General features: G+C 55.8%; 22 protein-coding genes. 13 read left to right on the forward strand and 9 right to left on the reverse strand.

Going from position 1 to position 24,742, the window contains the following annotated elements:
• Positions 1 to 162: 162 nt before the first annotated feature.
• Positions 163 to 1,098, reverse strand: coding sequence for a GNAT family N-acetyltransferase (locus RIB44_07325; protein MEQ8616390.1), 936 nt, complete (start codon positions 1,096 to 1,098; stop codon positions 163 to 165).
• A 59-nt stretch (positions 1,099 to 1,157) separates the two neighbouring features.
• Positions 1,158 to 2,078: a hypothetical protein gene (locus RIB44_07330; protein MEQ8616391.1), complete on the reverse strand. Its 921-nt coding sequence runs from the start codon at positions 2,076 to 2,078 to the stop codon at positions 1,158 to 1,160.
• A gap of 140 nt (positions 2,079 to 2,218) precedes the next feature.
• Between RIB44_07330 and RIB44_07335 the strand changes: the two genes are divergently transcribed.
• The 5 genes from RIB44_07335 (at position 2,219) to RIB44_07355 (ending at position 7,735) form a co-directional block, all read left to right on the forward strand.
• The gene (locus RIB44_07335; GenBank protein MEQ8616392.1) at positions 2,219 to 3,487 is read left to right on the forward strand and encodes a hypothetical protein; all 1,269 of its coding nucleotides are present in this window, start codon (positions 2,219 to 2,221) and stop codon (positions 3,485 to 3,487) included.
• 125 nt (positions 3,488 to 3,612) lie between these two features.
• Positions 3,613 to 4,482 carry a sugar phosphate isomerase/epimerase family protein gene (locus RIB44_07340; GenBank protein ID MEQ8616393.1) on the forward strand — a complete coding sequence of 290 codons (870 nt, stop codon included), beginning with the start codon at positions 3,613 to 3,615 and terminating at the stop codon, positions 4,480 to 4,482.
• Entirely contained in the window at positions 4,479 to 5,417 is a 939-nt protein-coding gene (locus tag RIB44_07345; protein MEQ8616394.1) for a UbiA family prenyltransferase, read from the forward strand. Before RIB44_07340 ends, RIB44_07345 begins: the two co-directional genes overlap by 4 nt.
• Before the next feature lie 48 nt (positions 5,418 to 5,465).
• The gene (locus tag RIB44_07350; protein MEQ8616395.1) at positions 5,466 to 6,311 is read left to right on the forward strand and encodes a sugar phosphate isomerase/epimerase family protein; all 846 of its coding nucleotides are present in this window, start codon (positions 5,466 to 5,468) and stop codon (positions 6,309 to 6,311) included.
• Between the two features lie 104 nt (positions 6,312 to 6,415).
• On the forward strand, positions 6,416 to 7,735 hold the full coding sequence (locus tag RIB44_07355; protein ID MEQ8616396.1) for an alkaline phosphatase family protein: 1,320 nt from the start codon (positions 6,416 to 6,418) through the stop codon (positions 7,733 to 7,735).
• Between the two features lie 7 nt (positions 7,736 to 7,742).
• Here RIB44_07355 and RIB44_07360 read toward each other — a convergent pair whose 3' ends face one another.
• From RIB44_07360 to RIB44_07370, 3 genes are all read right to left on the reverse strand, one after another.
• On the reverse strand, positions 7,743 to 8,342 hold the full coding sequence (locus RIB44_07360) for a hypothetical protein (GenBank protein ID MEQ8616397.1): 600 nt from the start codon (positions 8,340 to 8,342) through the stop codon (positions 7,743 to 7,745).
• A 129-nt stretch (positions 8,343 to 8,471) separates the two neighbouring features.
• On the reverse strand, positions 8,472 to 9,284 hold the full coding sequence (locus tag RIB44_07365; protein MEQ8616398.1) for a TatD family hydrolase: 813 nt from the start codon (positions 9,282 to 9,284) through the stop codon (positions 8,472 to 8,474).
• Positions 9,285 to 9,321: 37 nt separating this feature from the next.
• The gene (locus tag RIB44_07370) at positions 9,322 to 9,564 is read right to left on the reverse strand and encodes a hypothetical protein (protein MEQ8616399.1); all 243 of its coding nucleotides are present in this window, start codon (positions 9,562 to 9,564) and stop codon (positions 9,322 to 9,324) included.
• Between the two features lie 307 nt (positions 9,565 to 9,871).
• On the opposite strand from RIB44_07370, the gene RIB44_07375 reads away from it, so the two are divergent.
• Together RIB44_07375 and RIB44_07380 are read left to right on the forward strand one after the other, a co-directional pair.
• A complete protein-coding gene (locus tag RIB44_07375; protein MEQ8616400.1) occupies positions 9,872 to 11,467 on the forward strand; it encodes a HEAT repeat domain-containing protein in 1,596 nt (531 codons plus the stop codon).
• Positions 11,464 to 11,871, forward strand: coding sequence for a hypothetical protein (locus RIB44_07380; protein ID MEQ8616401.1), 408 nt, complete (start codon positions 11,464 to 11,466; stop codon positions 11,869 to 11,871). The genes RIB44_07375 and RIB44_07380 overlap by 4 nt, the downstream gene beginning before the upstream one ends.
• 82 nt (positions 11,872 to 11,953) lie before the next feature.
• Here the strand turns inward: RIB44_07380 and ccsA are convergent, their stop codons facing one another.
• From ccsA to RIB44_07400, 4 genes are all read right to left on the reverse strand, one after another.
• A complete protein-coding gene (gene ccsA / locus RIB44_07385) occupies positions 11,954 to 15,667 on the reverse strand; it encodes a cytochrome c biogenesis protein CcsA (protein MEQ8616402.1) in 3,714 nt (1,237 codons plus the stop codon).
• 93 nt (positions 15,668 to 15,760) lie between these two features.
• The gene (locus RIB44_07390; protein MEQ8616403.1) at positions 15,761 to 16,711 is read right to left on the reverse strand and encodes a hypothetical protein; all 951 of its coding nucleotides are present in this window, start codon (positions 16,709 to 16,711) and stop codon (positions 15,761 to 15,763) included.
• Between the two features lie 440 nt (positions 16,712 to 17,151).
• Positions 17,152 to 18,918, reverse strand: coding sequence for a helix-turn-helix domain-containing protein (locus tag RIB44_07395; GenBank protein MEQ8616404.1), 1,767 nt, complete (start codon positions 18,916 to 18,918; stop codon positions 17,152 to 17,154).
• Between the two features lie 115 nt (positions 18,919 to 19,033).
• A complete protein-coding gene (locus RIB44_07400) occupies positions 19,034 to 19,384 on the reverse strand; it encodes a hypothetical protein (protein ID MEQ8616405.1) in 351 nt (116 codons plus the stop codon).
• Positions 19,385 to 19,773: 389 nt separating this feature from the next.
• Between RIB44_07400 and hisN the strand changes: the two genes are divergently transcribed.
• The 6 genes from hisN (at position 19,774) to RIB44_07430 (ending at position 24,740) form a co-directional block, all read left to right on the forward strand.
• On the forward strand, positions 19,774 to 20,577 hold the full coding sequence (gene hisN, locus RIB44_07405; protein ID MEQ8616406.1) for a histidinol-phosphatase: 804 nt from the start codon (positions 19,774 to 19,776) through the stop codon (positions 20,575 to 20,577).
• A gap of 117 nt (positions 20,578 to 20,694) precedes the next feature.
• Positions 20,695 to 20,970 carry a 50S ribosomal protein L28 gene (gene rpmB / locus RIB44_07410; GenBank protein ID MEQ8616407.1) on the forward strand — a complete coding sequence of 92 codons (276 nt, stop codon included), beginning with the start codon at positions 20,695 to 20,697 and terminating at the stop codon, positions 20,968 to 20,970.
• Between the two features lie 36 nt (positions 20,971 to 21,006).
• Positions 21,007 to 21,297, forward strand: a complete 291-nt coding sequence (gatC, locus tag RIB44_07415) for an Asp-tRNA(Asn)/Glu-tRNA(Gln) amidotransferase subunit GatC (protein MEQ8616408.1) — start codon at positions 21,007 to 21,009, stop codon at positions 21,295 to 21,297.
• A 55-nt stretch (positions 21,298 to 21,352) separates the two neighbouring features.
• Positions 21,353 to 22,894, forward strand: coding sequence for an Asp-tRNA(Asn)/Glu-tRNA(Gln) amidotransferase subunit GatA (locus RIB44_07420; GenBank protein MEQ8616409.1), 1,542 nt, complete (start codon positions 21,353 to 21,355; stop codon positions 22,892 to 22,894).
• Positions 22,895 to 22,900: 6 nt separating this feature from the next.
• Positions 22,901 to 24,373, forward strand: a complete 1,473-nt coding sequence (gatB, locus tag RIB44_07425) for an Asp-tRNA(Asn)/Glu-tRNA(Gln) amidotransferase subunit GatB (GenBank protein ID MEQ8616410.1) — start codon at positions 22,901 to 22,903, stop codon at positions 24,371 to 24,373.
• Positions 24,374 to 24,452: 79 nt separating this feature from the next.
• A complete protein-coding gene (locus RIB44_07430; GenBank protein MEQ8616411.1) occupies positions 24,453 to 24,740 on the forward strand; it encodes an adenosylmethionine-8-amino-7-oxononanoate aminotransferase in 288 nt (95 codons plus the stop codon).
• Positions 24,741 to 24,742: the final 2 nt, after the last annotated feature.

The following is a 24,742-nucleotide window of genomic DNA, read 5'->3' on the forward strand; positions in this document are numbered from 1 at the left end:
AAACGTCGCTGAATTTTTATGCGTTAAGAATTCAAATTCGTGATCAACCAAACGTGAAAATCAAAACGACTTGTTTGACTCAAGAAACGGTTTTACCCAATAGTGAACGAACTACTGAACGCAAGTATCAAACGATTGCATTTGTGTGCGGTTGGAAGCGAATTACGACTTTCCGTGTAAACACGCGTACACATGACGCCGTTGCCACGATTGAAATCCGAGACTTCGATAAACATTCAGGGCAGGTTCATTGGTTGCATCCACTGCTAACACGAGTCGTGAGACCTTAGCCTTAGCTGCTTCCTCGATCGCGTGCCCCACGATCAAACGCGAGAGGCCTTTGCCGCGATAATCGGGGGCGATTCCCATATAGACAAGCTCCCAATTCGCCTCTTCTCCGCTTCCGTGACTCGCCAAAATCAACACACCTGCGTCCTGGCCCTCGCGACTCAGCAGATACCAATGCTCGGGCATCATCATCCCTTGCTTCTTGTACCCTTCGATGACCTCACTTAAGTCACGGACGCCATTGAGAGCAGGGCAGTCTTGCGTATCTTGATAAGTCTTTTCAAGAATTCCCTCGAGCCGCTCTGGGTATCTGTCCGCGTTGGGCAAAAACACTACGTCAGCGAGAGCATCGTCTGCAGCTTTATCCTCCCGCTCAGCGGGAGCTGCGGGGTCGAGCCACAAGTATTCGAGCGTTGCGAGACGCTCGAAATCTTTTTCTTTGAGCAGCGACTCGTCGACGCTCTCCCCCTCTGCTAACAGCATTTGCACGAGTTGCAGTTTCTCGCTGCGGGCGTGCTCCTTTGCCTTATCGAGAAGCTCAGCAGCTTGGGGGTGAGCAAAACTCGGCGGCCAGAGCACTCCCGTTCTCCCTGGTAGCTCTTGCAACCAAACGGCTGCTGGAGACGAGCCCTTTGCATCAAGGTAATAGAGCCCACGAAACGCATTCTCACCGAGTGCTTGCTCTTGCTTCAATGCACTAACTAACACGGATTGCAGCGAAGGAGGGAGCCCTTCGTTGAGTGTCAGTAAAGCGTCGCGACGTTGTTCTGGCGGGCAACGCTCAGGCCGTGGCTGGTGGAGATTTGCCATGCAGATCAGCTTAGCTGATTCCCAGTCCCCAACAACAGAGACGCGGCACCAGAGAGACTTCACCACAGGTTGCGGCGGGTGTCGAGACTGTCAATCTGCTCTTTTGGCACGCGACTGCGCGGGAAAAAGGCTTTCCAGCCTTCCTCTTTCCGTTTCGCTTTCTCCTGAGGAGAGAGATTCTCTGCCGCATACTGCTTCGCCTCAGCCGCTTGGCGCTCTGCCGCGGCTTTGGCTTCCGCTGCCCGAATGGCAGCTTCGTCCACCTTTGGCAACGGTGGAAGTGCCCTCACGAGCGGGTGAGCCGTATCCGGACGCTGGAGTGTCAGCTCGACATCGAAACTCTGATGCGGCGAGCTTTCCCAAAGCACCGGGGCAGGGCGGGTGCGTAGTTCGCTAATGACATCGTTGCCACGCCTTAGTTGATAGAGCTGCTGGCCAGCGATCGGCGTTGGCTGACGTTGCAGTCCGTAGCGTTGCGTGACGAGGTTCACCAGTTGTGTTGTATCCCCCGTCGATCCGCGGAATGTCAGCCGATGAACATGTCCATTCGCCCCAAACAAGTAAGTCAGAGACCCAGCAACGTCATGAAGTTGTGTCCCTGTGACCAAAGGAACGCGAACGCCGAAGAGATTTAGCTCCGAGGTGGTCGTCGACTTCCGCGCCCACCGTTGGTAAACCCACTCTTTGGTGATATCCATCCGGAGGACTTCTTCGACGGCTAGAGCCGGGATGCCTTCCAACGGTGTTTCCGTCGGGTAAAGTAGAGCCCCAGGACCTTGAGGAGAGCTCGCCAACTGCCGGCGGCGTGCCTCCTCGGGAAGTTCTCCTGGCAGAGCTGGCAACTCAGCGGCACCGACGCTGGCGGGCTTGCTTTCGCCACCCCAAGGTTTGGGAATCCCATCAGTCCCTTGTGTAGCAACATAGGGCACGGCTACCGAGGCAGCCAACAGAGCGGGCATGGCTAGAGTGCGAGTAATCATCGGAGTCGTCAGGAATCGGGTTCAGGGTCGGGAGGATGGAGAGAGTTCCCCCCTTCTCAAACCATCGACCCACGAAACCGAGTGACTTCGCGATGTGATTTTTGGTCGCTTGCCCTTATGTGATACGTAAGATGGGATTGTTGCGTAGCGCTGTTTCAGCCACTTCAATCGGAATTCACTCCGCCAATACGATCCGCAAAGCCCGACCAGCCGTGGACGACTTGAACGACCTTGACGATTACGCCTGGCTGATTGGGGACGAGGCCAAGAAGTACCTGCGCGAGCTGGCCCAAGACACCCGCCCGACTCTAGAACGTCTTACCAGCCTGCGGAAAAAGTTGTCATCTGCACGGGCGCGATTGGTTGTGCAGCAGAGCGAACTTCGCCGTAAGGCAGTCGCAAAGTTTGGCGAGCTTGCAGACCAACTATTTTTCACGCCGACGCAACTTCAACAGGCGACGGATCACTGGATCGCACGCTACAAAGCTGCGCGTTTTGGCAGTGACGACGTCGTCGATTTCTGCTGTGGTATCGGCGGCGATCTGTTGTCCCTGGCTGAGCGAGGATCGGCTACCGGCTGGGAACATGACCCACGGATCGCATTAATTGCCGAGACCAACCTGGCTTGCGTCCGAGCGAAGCACGCCTCGTGCGTGAAGGTCGCCGACGTTGCAGAAGCGCGTGTCGAGCCAGGACAAAGCTGGCACGCTGATCCCGACCGACGCATCGGCAACCGACGGTCCATTCAGATCGAGCTGCACTCACCCAGCAAGGAAACGATTCAAAAGTGGCTGCAATCCGCGTCTGAAGGGGCGGTGAAACTTGCCCCAGCGTCGACGCCACCCTCCCAGTGGCAGAAGAGCAGCGAGCAGGAATGGATCTCCCGTGGGCGTGAGTGCAAACAGTTGATGCTTTGGTTTGGCTCCTTGAGTAACAACCACGGCAAGCGGAGAGCAACAAGTTTGCATCTGAACGAGGAAGACGAGCCAACATCCATTAGCTATTTAGGAGAGCACGCAGACGCGATCTCAATTGCAGAAATGCCAGGCAAGTACGTTTATGACCCCGACCCCGCATTGATCGCGGCGAAGCTTACCGGGTCGCTCGCCAACGAGCACGGTCTTTCGTCGCTCGGCCCAGGGGCAATCTATCTGACCAGCGACAAGCTTACCGCTGCGCCTCTGCTCTCGGCCTTTGAGGTGCTCGACACCTTGCCCCTTCGTGCGAAGCAAGTGTCCGAATATCTTCGTACCCGTAATGTGGGTCGCGTCGAGATCAAAGTCCGCGGGGTCGATATTCGACCGGAGCAATTTCGCAAGAAGCTCGCACTACGAGGGGACGAGGAGTGTTCGCTAATCCTCACGCGAATTGGTCGGCGAGAAGTCGCAATCGTAGCAACAAGAGTATAAGCTACCGCCCCTAGCCCGCGAGCTACGTCTCGCAAGGTGCACTTGCACAGATTCTCCGCGCGAGGCGTAGCTCGCGGGCTAGGGAGGGGTAACTTCGTGAGCTGATCTTCATTACAATAGCGAACATGAAACTCGCCTTCAGTTCCAACGCTTACATGAACTTCTCGATTGAGGAGACGATCCGTCGTATCTCCGCGATCGGTTATCGCGGGATCGAGTTACTCGCCGATGTGCCGCATGCGTGGCCGGCAGGTTTGCTTCCAGAGCGTAAGGAATCGATTCGGCGCGCCCTGGACGACGCGGGCCTGACGATTTCCAACATTAACGCGTTCATGATGAACGCGGTAGCTGACCCGCGACAGCCCTATTGGCACCCAGGCTGGACCGACCCTGATCCCCATTATCGGGCGATTCGCCGCGAGCACACTAAGCGTTCCCTGCACCTCGCAGCAGAACTAGGTGCACCGCACATCACGACTGAGCCCGGTGGAGAGTTGCAACCAGGACAGACCCGCCAGCAGGGCTACGATCTGTTCTACGAGGAGTTAATGCCGTGCCTCGAAGTCGCTGAAGAAACCGAGATTGGCTTGCTGATTGAGCCGGAGCCTGATTTGTTGATCGAACGGTTCGATGAGTACTTGGAGTTTGTGGATCGACTTGATTCCCCACGTGTTGGACTCAACTTCGACATTGGTCATGCCTTTTGTGTGAATGAAGATCCGCAGGACTGGGTCGCCAAGATGGCGGACCACACCGTCCACTATCACCTGGAAGACATCGCCGAGACGCGGGTACATGCTCACTTGATTCCCGGGCGGGGTGCTATCGACTTCGCCGCGACCTTGGCTGAGATTCAAGCCACCGATTACGAGGGGTGGCTCACGGTAGAACTTTACCCGTACGTTGATTCGCCCGACGAAGCCGCTGCTGAAGCGCGCGAGTTCTTACAGCAGGAGCTTGCAAAAATCGGTCCGGCGGAAGTTGCAGGCGAATGAGCAGGCGAGATTCCTCAGAAGCGCCCGACAATCAGGGGCTAAGCAAAGTGGCGGCTTGGCGACAGTTACTACGACTCGCCAATGTCTTTACCGCACTGTCCAACGTACTTGCGGGAGCCTTGATTGCTCAAGAAACCTGGCAACCGACCACTCCGCTCGCGTTGCTCTTGGCAAGTTCGGCATTGTTGTATTGTGCCGGGATGGTTCTCAACGACGTTTTCGACGCGGAACTCGACGCGAAAGAACGACCGGAACGCCCAATTCCTTCGGGGCGAATCAGCCGAGAAGAAGCCGCTTTGGTCGGTTGGTCATTACTCGCAACAGGTGTCGGCGCCGCAGCCTGGGCCAGTTATCTACTGGCCAGTATCGCGCCGATCATCCTCGGCGCGAGTCTTGCCGTGACGATCGTCATGTACGATGGCGGCCTGAAAAGTATGTGGGCAGGCCCCTTGGCAATGGGTTGGTGCCGTACGCTGAATGTCCTGTTGGGAGCGAGCCTCGCAGGAACTGCCGTCGACGGTCCGGCTTGGTTGTACGCGGGAGTCGTCGGGCTCTACACGATCGGGCTCACCTATCTAGCCAGGGATGAAGCAACGACGAGCAGCGCTGGTGGGATTCGCACCGCAGGCCTCTTGCTGCTGGCAGCCTTTGGTCTGTTCTTCGCGTTTTCTTTCTCTGTCACACTCGCTGTCCCAGACCTTGTCTGGTTCGTGGCTTGGGGATCGGCGATCGAACTTGCCGGATTAGCCTTCTTCACGGCTGCACGGCAGCCTTCTCCGAAAAGAGTGCAACTTGGTGTGAAAAGGCTTATCCTATTGTTCATCGTGATCGACGCAGTGGCGTGCCTCGCCGTGGGAGGGTGGAAACCGGCAGGGCTAGTGCTGAGCTTGCTCGTGCCAACGCTCCAGCTATCGAGAAAAACGGCTATGACCTAGAGACTCTATAAGCTGAAAGCTGACGGCTGACAGCTAAGAGCTTTTAAGATGCGACTTGGCTACAACACCAATGGACTTGTTCATCACAGCCTACCTGCTGCGATCGAATTGCTTGCTTCGTTAGGGTACGAGAGTGTCGCGATTACTCTGGATCATGCCTGCCTCAATCCTTTCTCGCCCGATCATGAACGCGAGCTTGAGGAAGCTGCCGCGCTGCTGAAGCAGCACGGCCTGAGGAGCGTGATTGAGACCGGGGCTCGGTATTTGTTGGACCCGCGTGAGAAACATCAACCGACTTTGGTTTCTCCCCGCTCAGCAGGACGACCGCGGCGGATTGAGTTTTTGCGTCACGCTATCGATACGGCTGCCGCTTTGGGAAGCGACTGCGTTTCGCTCTGGTCAGGCGTACTGCCTTCTGAGGATTCTCGCGAAATTGGGATGGAGCGGCTCGTCAAATCGCTGAGTGCTGTGCTGGACTACGCAGAACGACGCGACGTGATTCTAGGCTTCGAGCCCGAGCCGGGGATGCTAATCGACACGATGGATTCCTTTTCGGAGCTTCTTGAGGCGATGTTTCTCAAGAAAAGCGACTCCGACCACTTACAACTAACCCTCGATCTTGGTCATCTGCACTGCTTAGGCGAGGGGCCCATTGAACAAGTGATCAAACGGTGGAGTGAACGGCTGGTAAACATCCACATTGAAGATATGCGAGCCGGAGTGCATGAACACTTGATGTTTGGCGAAGGCGAGATCGACTTCCCTCCGATTCTTTCCGCTTTGCAGGATGTTAACTACCAGGGTGGCTTACATGTCGAACTAAGTCGCCACAGCCATATTGGGCCAGGAGTTGCTGCGCGTTCAATAAAGTTTTTGAAATCACTGGCAGGGTAAAACACATTTAATTTGAACAGGAGGGAATAGAGGAAACGGAGAAGAGCTTTACCTGAACTCCTCCGTTTCCTCTGTTCCCTCCTGTTCACTACAAGGAATCTTCCGTGTCAGAGTACGTCGTTCTGCTTTCAGTTCCAGGCTTGCGGGGGAAAGACCTCGCCCACATGCCGCTCCTCCGCAATCTTGTCCAAGAAGGTGATCAAGCAGAGCTCGTGGCCAGCTTCCCAGCAGTGACGTGCCCGGTTCAAGCGAACATGACAACCGGAGCGCCACCCTCAGAGCACGGCGTGGTCTCCAATGGTTTCTACTGGCGTGACAAGCAAGAAGTGGAAATGTGGACCGCCGGGAACGAGTGCATCGAGAGAATGCAACTTTGGGACATCCTCCACGAGAACAATCAGAAACTCACCTCCGCTGTTTGGTTCCCGCTGCATAGCAAGTACTGCGGAGCCGATTACGTCTGCACGCCCGCCCCAATTCACAATCCTGACGGGAGCGAGTCACTCTGGTGCTATACCAAACCCGAATCGATTTACGGAGAGCTCCGCGACGAACTTGGGCACTTCCCGTTACAGCACTTTTGGGGACCGGCCGCTAACATCAAGTCTTCCGCATGGATCGTTTCTTCAGCAATTACTTGCGCTGAGCAGTATCGCCCAAATCTCTTCTACATCTATTTACCGCACCTTGACTATGCCGCGCAAAAACATGGCCCCAACAGCGAGGAAGCGATCGCTGCCTTGAGTGAACTCGACCAAGAATTGGGGCGGCTCGTCGATGGCTTCACCTCAGCTTACGAAGACAACCAACCTTTATGGCTTGTCGCCAGCGAGTACGTGATTACTCCGGTTGAAAACGTTTGCTACCCCAACCGTGCTCTGCGTGAGGCGGGGCTGCTTCGGGTTCGAGATTCTGAACAGGGCGGGGTCATCGACTACGAAAACAGCACGGCTTGGGCACTATGCGATCATCAGATGTCGCACATTTTCCTGAGTGATGAGGCTGATCGCGAGAAAGTAGCTGGCCTGTTGCGACAACTGCCAGGGATCGCCGACGTCTTCGCGCCGGACGAACGACCTGAGTTTGACTTGAGTCACCCTCGAAGTGGCAACCTCATCGCCGTGAGTCACGACGACAGTTGGCAAGCCTACTACTGGTGGCACGATGATGCCGCTGCCCCCAAGTTTGCGCGAACTGTCGACATCCACCGAAAACCGGGTTACGACCCCGTGGAAATGTTTTTCGATGCGGAGAACAAGTGCATCCCGCTGGATGCGACTCTCGTAAAAGGCTCGCACGGGGCTCCCCCGCGTGAAAGTTGGCAACGTGGCGTTCTGCTTAGCAGTCAGAAAGGTGTCTTCGTCGAGCGACCCTTAGGGGACATCGACGTGGCCGACATCGTGCTGCGGCAGTTTGGAATCTAGCGGCAAATTAAGCTGCTTGCGAAAGACTCGTCCGTTCAAGTTCGTCAGCAGGCAATAGCATGTCTTGGAGGAATGTTTTTCCTTGGAGAGCCGTTAGCTCCAGCCGCACTCGGTGTTCCTGAGCCAGCGCATTGCCTGCTGTCTCACGACGGCCTTGAAAGCCGCCATCGTAATTTCCGATGATTGGAATCGTCAGCGTGAGTTGCAAGCCTGCCGTATTAAGGGCAGACAGATTCATCGGCAGCTTGCCTGGTGTCTCTGAATCTTCCCAGATTCTCACATACGCTTCCCGCCAAGAATCATCAGCCAGTTGCAACCAGCCTTTGACTCCAAGAAGAGCGTTCGGCAACGAACTATTATTCACGACCGCAAAGTCGATCCCGTAGGTGGCTGGGATTTGACCTTCTTCCAATGTTAGCCGCTGGTAAGCTTCCGGATCTTCCTGAGGCATCGGGACATTGCCCCAAGTTTGGCCGACGGGTTGCACCTGAACTTGGGCGCGTTCTCGGTTAGCACGCACGAGCCAAAAGTAAGCCGTCGACGCAAGAGCCATGAACGATGCGCCCAGGCTGATGGCCTCTTTGGTTGATTCGATGTCGAGGGGCACGGGTCGTCTCCTGGAGCCGGAAATTTCCGACGGATCGTAGGAGAGCAAAGAAGCAGAGTCAACGCTGCTGGCGCACTGAATTGCTAGCGTGCCGGGTTGTTAGCGCCGGGTTCTGAGCATAGTGGGTCATCAATCTCGGGGCTGGTAATCAAACCCCCGGCTCTGCCCAAAGAACGCGCGCGGGTTGTCGTAGACTACCTTGCGAATTAACGACTCCGCATGTCCGCGGCTTCGCATTTCGACGATAAAGTCGGGCACTGCCGTTGGCTTTGACGGGCCCCAATCCCCAGCGGAATTCACCAGTACGCGGTCAGGGCCATACATTTCAACCATGTCTGCGGCTCGTTGGGGCGTGCATTTGCTCACGGGGTACAGTGTCATGCCAGCCCAGAATCCAGCTTCCAGCACGGGACGGATCGTATGTTCCTCAACGTGATCCACGAGCACTCGACTGCGGTCTATTCGCGAGTCCCCGGTGAGCATGTCCAGGATCATCCGCGTCCCCTGATGCTTATCCTCTAAGTGCGGTGTGTGAATTAGGATCTGCTCATTGGTCTTCATCGCAAGGTCAAGATGCTCAAGAAAGACGGTCGCTTCATTCTTCGTGTTCTTGTTCAGCCCAATCTCACCAATCCCTAACACGCCGGGGCGGTCGAGGAACTCCGGGATCATGGCGATGACTTCTCGCGAAAGAGCAACATCCTCAGCTTCTTTCGCATTGATGCAAAGCCAAGTGTAGTGCTGAATGCCGAAGCCGGCGGCACGGCGACGCTCGAAGCTCGTCAGTTGTTCGAAGTAGTCGCGGAAGCCATCAACGCTGCCCCGGTCGTAACCGGCCCAGAAGGCAGGCTCGCTCAAGGCGACACACCCCATCCGAGCGAGCGTCTCGTAGTCGTCGGTCGTGCGCGAGACCATGTGGATGTGGGGATCGAAGTAATACATAGATCTGTCGCCGACCACTCAGTTGAGCAGCAAGGAATTAAACCTGAAATTCTTCCCGCCAATTGGGCTGGTACTCTCGACTGAACAGCAGTTGAATCGCTTCGGCACGATCAGCAGAATCTGCCAGAAGCTTCTCGATTCCCTGCCTCAGAAGACGCTTTTGGTCAGTTTGCGGTAACTCGCCTTCGCCACGATCGATACGGTCAAGAGCTGCGGCAATCTCGAGAATCTTTGCGCGAACCAGCAGGAACTCTCGCTCCAAGACTTGCTCTTTGTTCATTGCTGCTCTCATAAACAAGTAAAAACTAGGTAGTCCCACCAAAGGGCAGATGTGCCCACAGCATGAAACAGGTTTACACCGCAGGTGCCACCACTAGCCGGAAACGCATGCCCAGCGAGGTTCCTCCCTGTTTAGCCCTATTTTGACGGATATTCCGGCAGTTGCCAATGAGTCGCACACGGAGACCTGCTCGTGTGGCGGTTTTGCAACCTACATTTCAATGCCCTTGAAATACAGACCTTGGAAGCGCCTTGTAGGCGTTTTGCGTTCCAAGGTCGAGCACTGCAACAAGAAGAAGCCCTGCGACGTGTCCGAAGCACTCAACCTGACTATCGAAACGCTCGCCAAGAGCCGCAACCAAGCGGCTACCGATGCGCTGCTGGCTGCGTTTGATAGCGGAGACGTCGACTCTTTCGATGCGGTCATTGGCGGACTAGCCAAGCGGCGCAGCAAGGCAGGACACAAGGCGCTGCTGGAAATCTGGCACACGCTTTCCAGCAAACAGCAAGACGCGGTTGAGCAAGGCCGTGGTCGCATGGGCGGGGCTTTGCGTGACGCTCTCTTGGGCGAAAATCAGCTATTCCAAAACGCCTGTTCTGTTGCTGAACGCTATAGTGAGTTCGATCTGATCCCCACACTCATTACCATCGGCGAGCATCCCACCAATCCCCGTGCGATTGAGTCCGTCAAAGTCGCGTCACGGCTGATCGCGCAGCTAAATAACTTGCTGCACAGCCCTCCTAGCGAAACCGAACATCGCGATCCTGAAGCAGTGCGGCGGTACGTGCTTGAGAGCTTAGAACGCAGCCTGGGCAGATTCCGAAAGCACCAGAGAACGGCTTTCGTTGAAGCTTTCGTGACACTTTCGGGGGCAACGAGTAACACCCTCCACTCGATTCTTGACGATCCACGACACGGTTGCTTTCAGACCGTCGTCAACACGCTTTCTAGCAGCAACAGCCCTGGGGTGATCCATCTGATCTTCGAATTCTTAAAGTCGGATGACGCCCACGTCGTTGTGAGGAACGTTGTCAGCAAGCGGTCGGACATGGCTTTCATTGTCGCGCTGGCCTCGTTTGCCTCGACAACGACTAACGAGCAAGTGCTAAAGAATCTGCACCGGGTGCACAACTACGAGTGGTTGGAACCACTAGATACTTTAACGCAGCGGTTCGATCAAAGTCAGCTCTTAAGCGTTACCAAGCTGGCAAGCAAGACGGGGCTCAAAGAGCCCGTTGCCCTTGCGTTCATCGAAGCTATCCTGGCGACTGAGAATTTGGAAGCGAAAGTGATCGCTTGCGAAATGTTGGCGGCTTTCAAGAGCCAAACAGCGAACCAGATGGTCGTTCAGGCGTTGGACGCTGAGCAACCTGAGGTACAGGCCGCAGCCATTGGGCAGTTGGCGGATCGCAGCATCCCCGACATGCTGGATAAACTGATGAGCCTAATCGAGCACCCGAGCGAAATCGTTCAAAAAGCGGCAAGAGCAGCGCTCACGGAATTCAGCTTCGAGAGCTTTCTTTCTCGCTACGATATGCTCGATGAATCGGCACGCCGCAATACAGGCGGGCTGGTGCGACGAGTGGACAACGAGGTGCTCTCCAAGCTTCGCGAAGAGATGGACGGCCCCTCGCGGAAGCAGCGTTCAAGAGCAATCGAAATGGCTGACAGTCTGGGACTGACCGCCCAGATCTCCGATATGCTCGTCGAACGTCTCGACGACGAGGACCATTTGATTCGTGCAGCGGCTGCGGAAGCTTTGCAGTACTGCACGGGTACCGACGTTCGTGACGCCCTGATGACAGCCCTCAAAGACCGCAGCACGACCGTGCAGGCGGCGGCACGGGCGAGCCTCGTCTATCAGGGCATTCCTGTCGCACCTAGCAGCGGAGGTGCTTCATGAATCTCTCGCTGATCACTTACACACTGCTGGCTCAGGGCAACCGCCTAGAGCAAATGGGCCGCGGCATGCGGGCCTCGCGCGAGCGCGTCCAGTTGGTGGATCTCTGGCCGTTAGCTCTTGGGCTGTTCCTCCTGATTGGCGGAACACTCGCCTACAACGCTTGGAAGCGGCGGAACGACTTCAAAGAAAAATGCCACGATCCTCAGAAGCTTTTCCGCGAACTCTGCTCGATCCATAAACTGAACAGCAGCCAATGCCGACTGCTAAAATCGCTGGCCGACGCCTGCGAGTACGAGCAACCGGCACAGGTCTTCTTGATGCCTTCAGCCTTTGAGCAGCAACTGCCAGGGAAGCTTTCGAGCAAGGCAGAGCAGTACAAGCAACTGCGTGGGTTGTTGTTTTAGCACGAACGTAGCCACGCTCGCCAGAGCGTGGCAGCAGCCCCGTGACACTCCACCGTCTGGCGACGGTAGCTACTGTGCTACGTCAAGCGTGCTTTCTCGCACCTATCTTCTCACGTCCAGGCAACCAGGCGAGTTGCATCAGCAAGAGTTGGCTAACCGCGAACAGCCCAAAGTAGAAAGCTCCACTCTCGGTGAATCCATAGGAGTGGAGGCCAACGCTGAGGAGATTCACTCCGAACCACGACCAGGCGACCACCACGTTGCCGAAAATGACTAACGCTGCCAGTCCACGGGGCCCAACCATCTTGCCCCATTTCGCGTGCAGGACGATGGCATTCCAGATGACGATCATCATCGCCCCGTTTTCTTTCGGATCCCAACCCCAGAAACGCCCCCAGGAATCGTCTCCCCACAGCCCACCTAAGACGGTACCGATAAAGCTGAAAAGGATCGAGAAACAGACCGTCCCGTAGGTCATGCGAGTAATCTGCTTCTGCTCTTCGAGCGAGAACTTTCCTGTGGCATTGCCCAGCAAATAGATGACTCCCAGGGCTCCCGCTAGGAATGTTGTCGAGTAGCCGAGCGTAATCGTGACAACATGAGTGGCCAGCCAGAATTGGGTATCGAGCACGGCTTGCAGTACTTCGAAGGTGTCGTCGCCATCGGCTGCCAGGAAGTAGGCGATGATCAGCGTCGGATAACCGATGACGCTAGCAAGGAGGTTGCCGACACCAAGCCGGTAGACCTTTTCGAACACTAGAGCAAATAGCACAGCTCCCCAGCCGATAAAGACGGCCGAAGAATAAAGATTGGTCACGGGCGGGCGACCTGAGATGTAAATGCGGCAGAGCAGGGCGATCGTATGCAGACCGAAAGTCATCCAGAGCAACCAGTTTGCCGTGCGATTGAAACCTTCAGACCATCCCAAGAGACCGAAGGCAGCAAAGACAAAGGCGAGCACGTAAAGCGCACTGCACAGCGAGAAGGGACTCATATAGTTAAAGTAGGCTTCAAACTTCAGGCGGTCTAGTGAAAGCCTCTCAGCCGGCTTTCTTCCGATCTGGCCTTGCTTGGCAACTTTCGCTTCGAATTCTGCCTCTGCCGCTGCTCGATCCTGAATCAATGCCTGATAGTCTTCCAAGGCGGTGTTGAAACGCCCCGGATCCTCTTCTTGATAGGCGTCGAGAATCTCTTGGAACTTCAGGAAGGCTTCGTTGGTGTCACCCCCATCCCGACGAATCTCGCTGTACGCAAAATCTCGCGCCGCCTCGGGTAGTAATTGCCAACTCTCTTCGGGAGTCTTTGGGGGAATCAGTTGGGGCGGAGCGACCGGAAGTCCTTTCAACAAGCGGATACGTTCAGTGACTCCAAGCGTCTCCAGAGTTCGTTCCACCAGTTCTTGGGGGCTGCTGATTCCGCGTAGAATCTGCATCGACCTTTTCAGAATGTCTTCATCGACTGTTGGCGCGGAAAAGGTGTGTTTCAGGATCAACAACTGATCATAGCGTTGGCCCAGCTCAAGGACCTTCTTGTGGATCGGGTCCAGCTCGGTTCCGTTCTCATTTGCACTAACTGCCGCCTCCTTCGCTTCGCTGCGTAACTTGGCCAGTTCCTTTCCTCCATCCTCACCTTGCACTTCAGCAAAGCTGTAACGGAAACCTTTCCGTGGTTCCAAATCGAGAGCGCTGAGTAGGTCGAGACTGTCGATGCGAAAGATTCGATAGTCGTCCGCATCATTCGAATCGGTAACGGTATCAAGCAACCATTTGACTGCTGGAGCCTTTTTCTGCGAGCCGAAGAGGGTACCCATCAGGTTGTTCTTATAGCCAAGTTGTAAGTCCTCGCTCATCGAGATCGACCGCAAAGTATTGCGGGCAAGCGAGTCAATCGGTTGCACTCTGCCACCCTGAACGACCGGCAGTTCACCAAACTCGGCGATCTGCATCTTAAGGGTAGAGATCCTTGGCACCTGCACCTTCCTGGCAACGTAAAAAGCAGAAAGAATCACCACCAGAGCCGGTACCCAAAAACGAGGTGACTTCCAATTTTTCAGCAGGCCATCCCCCGCATCGGGTGTCTCGTGCGATGGCGATCTTCGCAGCTCTTCCTCGTCCCGCCGTCGAACGAAACGCAACAGCAGTGCTCCAAAATGCGCGAGCATCCCAGTGCCAACGATCATGCAGGCGACATAGGGGATCATCCAGCCGGAGTTCTTCACCGCTTGCAAATCGGTGTAGGCCAGGTTGCCCGGATCGAAGCTTGACTGATAGATCGTATCACCGCGGTAACGCAGCGGATTGTTCATCCAGATCTCAACCCTGCGATCCACTCCCAACTCGGGATCCTTCAACTGGACGATCGACTTGAAGCTCTTCGTCTTGTCGCTGCCAACGTAAGTCTTCCGCTCGAAATCAAGGAGCGTCAGTGTGTAGGGCTTGTCGTAAGGTTTGGGGCGAATTCGCACTTCGTAGGCGTTCTTCTTAGCTTCGACGACGGCTCCGGGAAGAGTCGGATAAAGGCTGAGTACGCCCGCGGAGTCGCCCGACTCTTTATCAAGCAATTCAATGACGGCCCCTGGTGAGTCAAAGGCCTGGTTCATGTCCACGCCGGTCGAAGTATCCTTCTCAACAAATCGGTAGGCTTGTCCGACTCCCAAGTTCGCTGGGGACACTTGACCCGGCTGAAGCTCGCGAAGCTCCGCGTTGGGGTAGAGCTCCTTGATCTTGACATCAAAGGGCAACGCCTCGTCTGAGAGAATCGCATCGGAAGTATCCTCAGCACTTTTCGCTTTTTCGTAGGCTTGGCGGAGAATCTCAATGGGAACGACCACTTCATGATCCGTCGCTTTGGCCGACTTATCAATGAAGGCAAGCTCGAAATAGCGAAGGTCTTCGGCGTAGGAGGCCGTCTCGCCTTCAACCATACGAATATGGGTTTCGACCGAATTCACTGCCGTGTGGACTTCGCTATAGAGCATCAATCCGATACCAGCGTGCAACAGAACCACTCCCGCTCGTTTAGCAAACAACAGCCAACAGCCAAACCAGAGGATGAGGCTCGCTCCAGTCCCTTGGATGAGTTGCCAAAGGATTCGCAAACCAGAGGGGTTAAGAGCGACCTCTGGATTGATGAACAACCAGCCAGAGAGCGCAGCAATCAAGGCCGTAACAACGGCTCCCAACCACCAAAGAGCACGGGAAGCAGTTGCGCTCGTCTGATTGAAAGTGATTGCAAGCAGGTAGATCGAAACCAAAGTCGTGCCTAGCAGCGTCGCTTTCAGCCCCGCCCACAACTTAGCGCAGAATTCGGGCTGGAGTTGGCTTCGTACCGTGTCGTCGAGGCCGTTCTTAATGACGAGAAAGGTAACTAGAGTTCCAATTGCGATCGTAGCAAGACCAAGTAGTCGCTTATTACCCTTCGCCTGGATCCGGAATCGCAAGCTATGGGCTGCCAACAGATTCACGGCCAATGCAGTCCCCAGAGTCCAACCACCGGGGTAGTAGATTCGCATGATGGGGTCGCGCGTTCCTGGCAGGAAGTCGCGCACGTCGAGATGAGCAACCCAGGTGCGAAAATACCAAACGAGGACTTCCTGAACATCGTAGTATCGCTGGGCGGTCGTTCCAGCGAGAACGAGTACCAAAGAAACTGCAAACAGCGCCACCGTGATCTTCAGCGACGCCAGTGGCATTAGCAGTGCACGCACGGCATCAAGGCTCGAGACTTGTTGCCCCGCGCCTTTCGACTTTGCAAATGAACTCTGAGACGGAAAATTGCCTAGGTCTGTCGTTGCCATCTTCTAATCTGGCCCTTGGAGATCTAATTCACCCAACGCTTCACTGATTTACAAACCGACTTCGGACTCATTCGGGTAACGTCGCGGAAAATGTCATTCTGACTCGCGAAATTCGAAGGAATTGAGGAAATCCTCGAATTCAGCTTCGCTATCAATGACTGCCTGCCGTGGTCCGTTGAGCTTGAAGAACCACATCTGGCCACGCCGCTGGACCATGGCCGCTATCACCGCATTTTGATTCTTGCTTTGTTCAGTCTCGCCTTCCGCCTCCGATGCTTCTTCGTCGGGCTGTTCCGCAACAAGTCGGACGTATTGACCATCAAGCCCACCGATTGTGCGGTCTGTTGCAAGCTTCAAAAGCTGTTCATCGTCTTCGCGAATGCCAGCCTCACCGGCCCAGCGTTTCACATTAGCAAGGGTATCACCCATCATGCCACTGGCTGGAAACGCGGTAACGACGATCGCCGTTGGGAGTGCGTCCTCTTCATCGGCGGACTTCTTGACGAGTGACAACTTTCGCATCGCATTCATACGACCCGCTTCCCACCCATCCGGCATATCGAAGCGAATCTCTTTGGACTGCATCGTCCGACTTCGGCTGGCAGCCACTCGCCATGCTGGCGGCTTTTGAAGCCGGCCAGATAACTCAAAATACTTGGCTGTCCCTACCTTAAGTGAACGCTTCTGTTGCAACTCTTCGACCTGCCTATCTTCAAACGGCCGAAGCCCTAGTTGCCTTAACCAGCGATTCACGTTCATTGTGACGTAACGAGATTCCTTGGTCGTCACAGGCAAGCGCATGACCGACAGACTCAGCGGTGCGGGGTCACTGGGGATGCGGACAACTGCATACTGCCCTCCTTCGCCACGCGTATTGAACCAGCCCTGGGGATTCTCCCAGTCGGGGACTTCTGCCTCTTGCTGCTCATCTCGCTCGAACTCGACAGTCGCTAGCCAAGCATCAAACTGCTCCCGAACTTTCTCGATCCCCTCTGCCGGTGCCGTCAGCTTGAAGAACCAAGCAAACTCTCCACGAACGGCCATCGCTACCATAATATGATCGCGACTGTTTCGCCAACTTACGACGTCGAAGGGCTCGTTGGCAGGTTCTGTCCGTGGTCGCTCTTGGACAATAATTTGAGGCGGATCCTGGCAACCGCTGAGCGGCGCCAAGCTGAGCAACAGTGCAAAAGAGCAGCGTAGCAACGTCGACCTGTTTCTCAGATTGCCGGAACTATGACACATAAACAACTGGGGCTCGGGTGAGGAGTGAAGCTTTCGCTCCTCAAAGTAGCCAAGGCATGGCTCAGGGAGGGAAACATACGCTCGGCAAGAATCACTGTAGCGCAATGCCTAATTATAGAGTAGCCGCAATCGAAGCCTACCCCAACCGCTTGCGGCTTAGCCGCGAAAGGCTTCGCTCAGGGGTTTCCGTGCGAGGCGTAGCTCGCGGGCTAGCGAGATAGTTAGCTTTCTCGCGTGTACTATTTCAACCCGAAGATACCCAGTAGTGCATCCAGCAGTGAGCTGTTGAGCGATGTGGTCTGATCCCAGCTCCAGATGTTCCGAATCATATCGGTCAGCATCACGATTGAGAGCATCGAAAGTAAACCGCACCCACCCAGAGCTAGTACGTTCCAAACGCTGTAGTCACTCTCGGATCGTACCGCAGGTGCTCCGGCACCGGCGTAGGCAGCCGCTCCGAAGTCTTCCATCGGAGCTTCGTCGTCCTCGGTGAGTAAAACGGCGCCGTCAGGATCGTCGGCGAAGGCATCGCTCCCTAGGATACCAGCGTCACTCGCACCAAGCCCTTCTTCGGCCTCGGCGTCGAGGGCAATCACTTGTGAGCTACTATCAGGGTCTTCGTCGACGGCTCCTTCAGACAGCGGTGTTAGCTGGAAGTCTTCGTCTTCCTGCACTTGGACTTGCTGACCGCCGGCGGGTTCGTCATCGCCAATCAGCGAGATATCAGGATCGGACTCGCCACCAAGTGAAAGGGAGCTCAAGATTGCCGAGCCGCCCATTTCCAGCGGGATGTCATCCAGCGCGAGTCCACTGTCAGAAGGCGAAACCAAGTTGATGCCGCTATCGCCACTATTGAGCGTGACATCGCTACCGCTGCCATCGGCAAGAACGAAATCACTACCGTCACCGCCGAGGTCTATGTCGGAGTCTCCGACAGCGGAGTCGCTTGCGGCCAGTTCAAGCTCAAGCTCTTCCTCGGGTGCCGGGTCGGTGCCTTCATCGGCTACTTCGAGTTCCAGATCCGAAGGAACCGGATCGGTCCCTTCATCGTCGAGCGTCAGATCATCATCCAGCGTGAGATCGCTGTCGGGCTCTGACTTGGCTGCAGGAGCCGCCTCTTTGGCTTCCGCAACATCTTCAGGTGAAAGGATACGACTCGATTCGGCTTCCAAGTCGAGTTCGAGTTCTTCTAAGTCTTCAAAAGCACTTGTGCCGCCAGATTCCGCAGTCAACTCATCGAGAACGCCTGAGCCAGCAATACCCGAGGAAAGCACGTCGGAAGCACCCGAATCAGAAGAGAGCTCGAGTTCCGATCCCTCTTTGGCATCGTCATCTGTGGCTAGTTCGAGGTCGGCGTCCTCCAGACCCAACTCATCTTTGCCGATGATTGTGCTTGCCGGGGCGGGAACTGACTCGCCGAGCTCTTCTTCGCTCAAGAGAATCGAATCGGCCGGGTCGGTCGCGTCAGGATCATCTTCGTCGAGCATGACGTCGCTCATCTCGGCCGCGTCGACATCTTCCAGCTCTGCTAGTTCTAACGCACTCTCTTCCGCGGGTGGTTTCTCAGCTTTCGTCTCTTTCTTTGGTTCGCCCAGGTCACCTGTGTCGAGGTCGAGACCGCTGTCGGCAAGGCTCAGGTCATCATCATCCGCCAGCGAGAGTTCGAGCTCGCTTTCAGCGGGCTCGGACTTTGGAGTTGAGGGCTCGACGAGCGAATCTGCTTCGTCGGCAAGTTTCAGATCGTCGTCATCTTCGTCGATCGAAGGGAAATCGTCGTCAAGCGTTTCCAAAGCTGCCGAGGGATTCAAGCCGATGTCGCTCGGTGGCGGCATTTCAGGAACACCGTCGGAGACCATCTTCTCGATCTCATCGCCGCGGAACTTCCAGCTACCACCGTCACGGTAGGCGCGAAGAACACCTGACTCACGGAGTTCATTTAGCTTATCCGCGGAAACGCCTAGCTTTTCGACCGCGTCTTCAAATTTTACGAACCGTTGTTCAGCCATCGATACCTCGGGCCTTTTCGTTGACCACTCAAGTGGTTGATTAGGCTCGCGGTGCCGACTTCCATGCAAGGGCTGACGGCGAGCAGATCAGTTCATTTCTGTTCCGCCCAAGGACTTACTGACTTCGCTCAGCAGCGTTTCGTAAGTCTTCGGGTAAAGGTTTGCCCGTTTGATAGCTGTTCAACTCCATATCCCAGCGTAGCGGACGAACACTCTTCAGTTGAATCTTACCTTTTTCTTCTCCAAGAGCACCGATGTGATAGACGCTCATGACCTTTGTTTGCGGATCGACCAGAATCGCCTGCGTCGTTCCACCCTCTAAAACTTGAAAATGCGTGATGAGATCACCGCCAGTCGACTGATATCCCAACTGGCCGCGATTTGTCGGTTGTGCGGAGGCCAACCACGCCATCGCGGCGAAGGCGAAAACGCAGATTCCAACCCCTAAAACAGTTGTTCCTCGCATCATGAGATCCTTCTCAGGCTCACATAATTCATCGCGATAAACGAGAATATGATCAGCCCGGCTGGGGGAAGCCAGCCTTTCGTCCACTTCTATTCTAAAAGCGGCTACCCCGGGTTCAAGAAAAAATCACCCCATCCTCTTACAGTTACTCAACTTACCGCCACCTCACAACCGCTACCAGCGGCGTTGGCTGAGCTAAGAATGTGGCAAAAAGTCAACATGAGTCTAACCCTGGGTCTTGAATCTGGGCAATGTCAGCTCCTAAGGGCGAATTTTGAGATAGCCCGCGAGCACCAGAACTCTCGGTTTGGCTCGCGCGGCACAAGCGGCTAGGCTGCAAGCGGAACACAACCATTCTCCTCAAACAAAAACGCTGTTAGCCTGAACCCATGGAAGAAGAAACGCAAAATCGGCTCGATTTCGCCATTGAAATCGCGAAACTGGCCGGCGAAAAGACACTCGACTGGTTCCGCAAGCCGACTCTCGCCGTTGACCGCAAAGGCGATGGCTCACCCGTCACAGCGGCCGATCAGGCGGCTGAAACGCTCTTGAGAGAGAAAATAGCGGCCAAATTCTCCGACGACGGAATCATCGGAGAAGAATATGGTGAAACCGCCGGAACTTCGCCGTTCAAATGGATCCTCGACCCGATCGACGGGACGAAGTCGTTCATCACGGGTGTCCCGCTCTACACCACGCTTGTAGCCGTGATGCGAGACAATGAGCCTGAGATTGGCGTCATCTACGCCCCAGCCACCCGTGAAATCATCTATGCCCAGCGCGGCGGAAAAGCCTTTTACGCTGTTGGAGATGAAGCTGCCAGCGCTGTTCAAGTGTCTGATGTGGCAAGCCTGACCGAATCGACCTTCCTGACGACGAGCGTTGCATCGTTTGAGAAGGATCGTGATCCCAGCGGGCGATCTCAGTACGAAGCGTTGGAGTCGGCCTGTCGACTGAGCCGCACCTGGGGCGACGCCTATGGGTATTTACTCGTCGCCACGGGCAGGGCGGAAATCATGGTCGATCCGGCCTTAAATCTCTGGGATGCGGCCTGTTTGCAGCCGATTATTGAGGCCGCTGGGGGCGTTTACACGGACTGGCAGGGACGGCCCAGCGTGCACTCAGGGGATGCAATCGCCACCAACGCCGCGATTGCCAATGAGGCCAGAGCCCTACTGGCGAGCGAAAAATAACCGCCGCCGTTGCGTAAACCGCCTACAGGCGTATACTTAGCGGTTTGTCCAAAGCGAACTACCGCAGGCAGACTGCGACCCGATCCCAATCACAGAGACCAGAAGCGAGTAAGAACGATGGCACGTCAATGCGAAGTCTGCGGAAAAGGCGCCCAGCTAGGCAATCAAGTCACGACCCGCGGTAAGAAAAAGTACCTCGGCGGCGTTGGTACGAAAATCACTGGCATCACGCGACGCAAGTTCAAGCCGAACCTGCAGCGCGTCCACGTGAGCCTGCCCAACGGCACTCGCAAGGCGATGCAGGTCTGCACACAGTGCATTCGTTCAGGTGCCGTGAAAAAGGTCGTCCGCAAGGCCCCATTCAAGGTGCCTCAAGACGCCTCGAAGAAGTAGTCGCTTCCTTCTGATCTAGCGTCCGCTGATCTCGTTATGGCCATCACGCGCGAAACGGTCGAAAAAGTCGCTCTCCTCGCACGCTTGCGGCTGTCTGAGCAGGAACTCGAAACCATGACTGATCAACTCGGTCATATTGTTGGCTACGTGGATCAGTTGAGTGAGGTCGACACCGAAGGCGTCGAACCAATGGCGCACGCCGTTGAGGTGACGAACGTCTTCGCGGAAGACGTAGTTCAGCCGAGCCTGTCGCGTGAGCAAGCTCTTGCCAACGCCCCACGCAGCAACGACCGTGGTTATCTGGTTCCCGCGGTGCTAGGTGATTGATAAGCTGAGCGTTCGTAACGTCTTGTAAATTACCTCTCTGCTGCCAACTTCACCCATGTCCCTCCTGGATCGCTCCGCAACCGACCTGCTTTCCGACCTTCAATCAGGCGAGCTTTCCTCGGTCGAGCTGACCCAAGCCGCTCTGGGACGCATTGAGCAGACCGATAAACAAGTCGGCGCTTTCCTCTACCAAGATGCCGAATCGGCATTAGGTACCGCCAAGAGTATTGACCAGCGAAGGCAAGCGGGTGAACAGCTCGGCCTACTCGCAGGACTACCCGTCGCGGTGAAGGATGTTCTCTGCGATCAAAACACGCTTGCGACTTGCGCCTCGCAAATGCTGAAGAACTTCCGCCCCCCCTACGACTCTACGGTGGTCGCCAAGCTCAAAGCGGCTGATGCCGTATTGATTGGTCGCACGAACATGGACGAGTTCGCCATGGGCGGCTCAACCGAAAATTCATCCGTGCAACTCACACGCAATCCCTGGGACCTCGAATGCGCCCCCGGGGGATCGAGCGGTGGGGCAGCCGCTTGCGTTGCCGCTGGCATGGCCCCGCTATCCATCGGCACCGACACCGGCGGATCGATCCGCCAGCCGGCGGGGCTCTGCGGTGTTGTCGGGATGAAGCCTACCTATGGGCGGGTCAGTCGTTATGGCCTGATCGCCTTCGCCAGCAGCTTAGATCAAGTCGGACCGCTCGCGCGCACTACCAGCGATGCGGCTCTGCTGCTCGAAGCGATCTCCGGTCACGATCCGCGCGACTCAACATCCCTCAACCAGCCTGTGCCGGCTTATTCACAGACCATCGACAAGCCGCTTGAGAATCTTAAAGTCGGCATCGTCCGCGAACACTTTGCGGAAGGCCTCGACAGCGAAGTTGAAAGGGCAGTTCGAGACGCGATCGCAGTTTACGAGTCTCTCGGAACAGAGGTGAAGGAAGTCTCACTCCCTCACAGTAAGTACGGCGTAGCCGCTTACTATGTGATCGCTCCTAGTGAAGCGTCTAGTAATCTTGCTCGGTATGACGGGGCTCACTACGGCCATCGCACCGATCAGGCGGAGATGATGGCGGAGTTGGCAGCCGAACGCAAAGAGCTAGAAGAAGCTGGTGACACCCGCGGCTTGGACAACCTCGATACGCCGCTTATCCGCATGTACCGCCGCAGCCGTGCCGAGGGTTTTGGCCCCGAAGTGAAGCGACGCATCATGCTGGGGACCTACGCATTAAGTGCCGGATACTACGATGCCTATTATCTGAAGGCTTTGAAAGTTCGCCGGCTGATTCGGCAGGACTACGACAAGGCTTTCGAAGAAGTCGACGTCATCGCCGGCCCTGTGACGGCGGCCCCGGCGTTCAAGCTGGGCGAGATGGTGGACGACCCGCTGGCGATGTACTTGGTTGATCTCTACACCGTGAGCGCCAACCTCGCGGGGCTACCTGGAATTAGCCTCCCCTGTGGACAGAGCGAATCCGGCCTCCCGATCGGCCTCCAACTTCAAGGCCCACCGCTGCAAGAAGAAAGACTTCTCAGGGCTGCTCACATGTACGAGCAAGAAACGGACTGGCATACACGGCGACCCACGAGTATCTAGACGGCTATGGCTGAGCAACCCTACACCACCGTTATTGGCCTAGAAGTCCACGTTCAACTTGCCACCAAGAGCAAGCTGTTTTGCCGCTGCTCGACGCAGTTCGGGGCTGAGCCCAACACCCAGACTTGCTCGGTTTGCATGGGATTGCCCGGGACCCTGCCGGTGATGAATGCTCACGCGTTTGAGCTAGCCATGCAGACGGCTATCGCATTGAACTGCGACATCCCCGAGTTCACCAAATGGGATCGTAAGCAGTATTACTATCCCGACTTGCCCAAAGGCTATCAGATCAGCCAGTTCGACCTGCCGATGTCGAGCGACGGTTATTTGGAGATCAGCGATCCCAAAGAACGCTTCGAGCCCAAGAAAGTACGCATTCTGCGAGCCCATCTCGAAGAGGACGCTGGCAAGAGCATTCACGATGAAGCCGCAGGCAAGGCTGACACCGAGATCGACCTCAATCGCACAGGAACGCCACTACTAGAGATTGTCTCCGAGCCCGACATGCGTAGCTCGTTGGAATCGCGTGCCTATCTTCAGGAACTCAAATTGTTGCTCACTTACATCGGTGTTTCTGATTGCAACATGCAAGAAGGCAGCCTCCGCGTGGATGCCAACGTGAACTTGCACCTCGAAGAAGGCGGAGAAAAAATTGCAACGCCGATTGTCGAAATCAAAAATATGAACAGCTTCCGCGCTGTCGAACGAGCCATCGACTACGAAGCGGAACGACAATGGCGCGAGTGGCAAGAGACTGGCCGCAAGCTTGGCGAATCGCCGAAGCAAACTCGTGGCTGGGACGATGCTGCTGGGGTCACTCGCGGGCAGCGCTCGAAAGAGGAATCGAGCGATTACCGCTACTTCCCAGACCCTGACCTGATGCCGGTAGTAACCAAAGCGGAGCAAGTTGAAGAAGTGCGTGCCACCTTGCCGGAGCTACCCGCGGGCTTGCGCCAGCGGCTCGGGGAGGAATACTCGCTCAATGCGTATGACTCCGATGTGCTTGTGAACCAGGGGCGCGGCGTCGTGGATTACTATCTTTCTGCTGCTGATGCATCCGGGAACCCCAAACTCACGTGCAACTGGGTCACGCAAGAAGTTCTCCGCGAGCTGAAAGAGCAAGAAATCGCGATCGATGACTTTGGCGTCACCGCCGAGCGACTTTCTGGCCTGGTCAAAGCCATCGACGATAGTCTCGTCCCAGGGCCTCGTGGCAAGGAAGTCTTCGCCACGATGCTCGCGAAGAACTGCGACGTCGAAACTGCGACCAAAGAGTTGGGCATTGAGCAGGTCGATGAGTCGGAGCTCGTCGCGCTCTGCCAAGAACTCGTCGATGCGAACCCAAAAATTGTTGCCGATGTGAAGGCAGGCAAGATGCAAGCCATCGGGGCACTCATCGGGCAAGCGAAGGCGCGTAACCCCAATGTGGATCCGGGAAGAGTTCGCGAAATCTGCCTGGAACTAGCTCAGAAAGCCTGACGCTACGCTGTTGGAGAAACAGAAATCTGCCACTAAAATCAGGAATGCAATCACTGATGCAGCGCAGGGAGCAACAATCGTGGCCAACAAAATCGAGGGAAAAATCGAGAGCGTCGACTCTCAGGGAAACCTCGTCACGAGCATTTCTGGTGATCAGCTTACGGTAGCGCCTACGGACGACACGGTCAGCGTTTTCTGTGAAGGCCATGAAACCCAGGGCATCTTTGGTGCTGATCACGATCAGCCAGCCATGACGCTCATCGCACTCGTTGGCGAGAGTGGCAACCTGGAGCTTTCCATCGTCGAAGATAGCGCCAAGATCATGCTAGGTGTTTCTGTTGGGGCCGATGTGCTTGTGAAATGGTAAAG

It is taken from the genome of Lacipirellulaceae bacterium, assembly GCA_040218535.1.
Lineage (GTDB): Bacteria > Planctomycetota > Planctomycetia > Pirellulales > Lacipirellulaceae > Adhaeretor.

What these genes read in the sequence shown, in the direction of transcription:
- RIB44_07325 (MEQ8616390.1), bottom strand. Translation starts at nt 1,098, where the DNA reads ATGGCAAATCTCCACCAGCCACGGCCTGAGCGTTGCCCGCCAGAACAA.
- RIB44_07330 (MEQ8616391.1), bottom strand. Translation starts at nt 2,078, where the DNA reads ATGATTACTCGCACTCTAGCCATGCCCGCTCTGTTGGCTGCCTCGGTA.
- RIB44_07340 (MEQ8616393.1), top strand. Translation starts at nt 3,613, where the DNA reads ATGAAACTCGCCTTCAGTTCCAACGCTTACATGAACTTCTCGATTGAG.
- RIB44_07345 (MEQ8616394.1), top strand. Translation starts at nt 4,479, where the DNA reads ATGAGCAGGCGAGATTCCTCAGAAGCGCCCGACAATCAGGGGCTAAGC.
- RIB44_07350 (MEQ8616395.1), top strand. Translation starts at nt 5,466, where the DNA reads ATGCGACTTGGCTACAACACCAATGGACTTGTTCATCACAGCCTACCT.
- RIB44_07365 (MEQ8616398.1), bottom strand. Translation starts at nt 9,284, where the DNA reads ATGTATTACTTCGATCCCCACATCCACATGGTCTCGCGCACGACCGAC.
- RIB44_07370 (MEQ8616399.1), bottom strand. Translation starts at nt 9,564, where the DNA reads ATGAACAAAGAGCAAGTCTTGGAGCGAGAGTTCCTGCTGGTTCGCGCA.
- RIB44_07380 (MEQ8616401.1), top strand. Translation starts at nt 11,464, where the DNA reads ATGAATCTCTCGCTGATCACTTACACACTGCTGGCTCAGGGCAACCGC.
- ccsA (MEQ8616402.1), bottom strand. Translation starts at nt 15,667, where the DNA reads ATGGCAACGACAGACCTAGGCAATTTTCCGTCTCAGAGTTCATTTGCA.
- RIB44_07390 (MEQ8616403.1), bottom strand. Translation starts at nt 16,711, where the DNA reads ATGGCCGTTCGTGGAGAGTTTGCTTGGTTCTTCAAGCTGACGGCACCG.
- RIB44_07395 (MEQ8616404.1), bottom strand. Translation starts at nt 18,918, where the DNA reads ATGGCTGAACAACGGTTCGTAAAATTTGAAGACGCGGTCGAAAAGCTA.
- RIB44_07400 (MEQ8616405.1), bottom strand. Translation starts at nt 19,384, where the DNA reads ATGCGAGGAACAACTGTTTTAGGGGTTGGAATCTGCGTTTTCGCCTTC.
- hisN (MEQ8616406.1), top strand. Translation starts at nt 19,774, where the DNA reads ATGGAAGAAGAAACGCAAAATCGGCTCGATTTCGCCATTGAAATCGCG.
- rpmB (MEQ8616407.1), top strand. Translation starts at nt 20,695, where the DNA reads ATGGCACGTCAATGCGAAGTCTGCGGAAAAGGCGCCCAGCTAGGCAAT.
- gatC (MEQ8616408.1), top strand. Translation starts at nt 21,007, where the DNA reads ATGGCCATCACGCGCGAAACGGTCGAAAAAGTCGCTCTCCTCGCACGC.
- RIB44_07420 (MEQ8616409.1), top strand. Translation starts at nt 21,353, where the DNA reads ATGTCCCTCCTGGATCGCTCCGCAACCGACCTGCTTTCCGACCTTCAA.
- gatB (MEQ8616410.1), top strand. Translation starts at nt 22,901, where the DNA reads ATGGCTGAGCAACCCTACACCACCGTTATTGGCCTAGAAGTCCACGTT.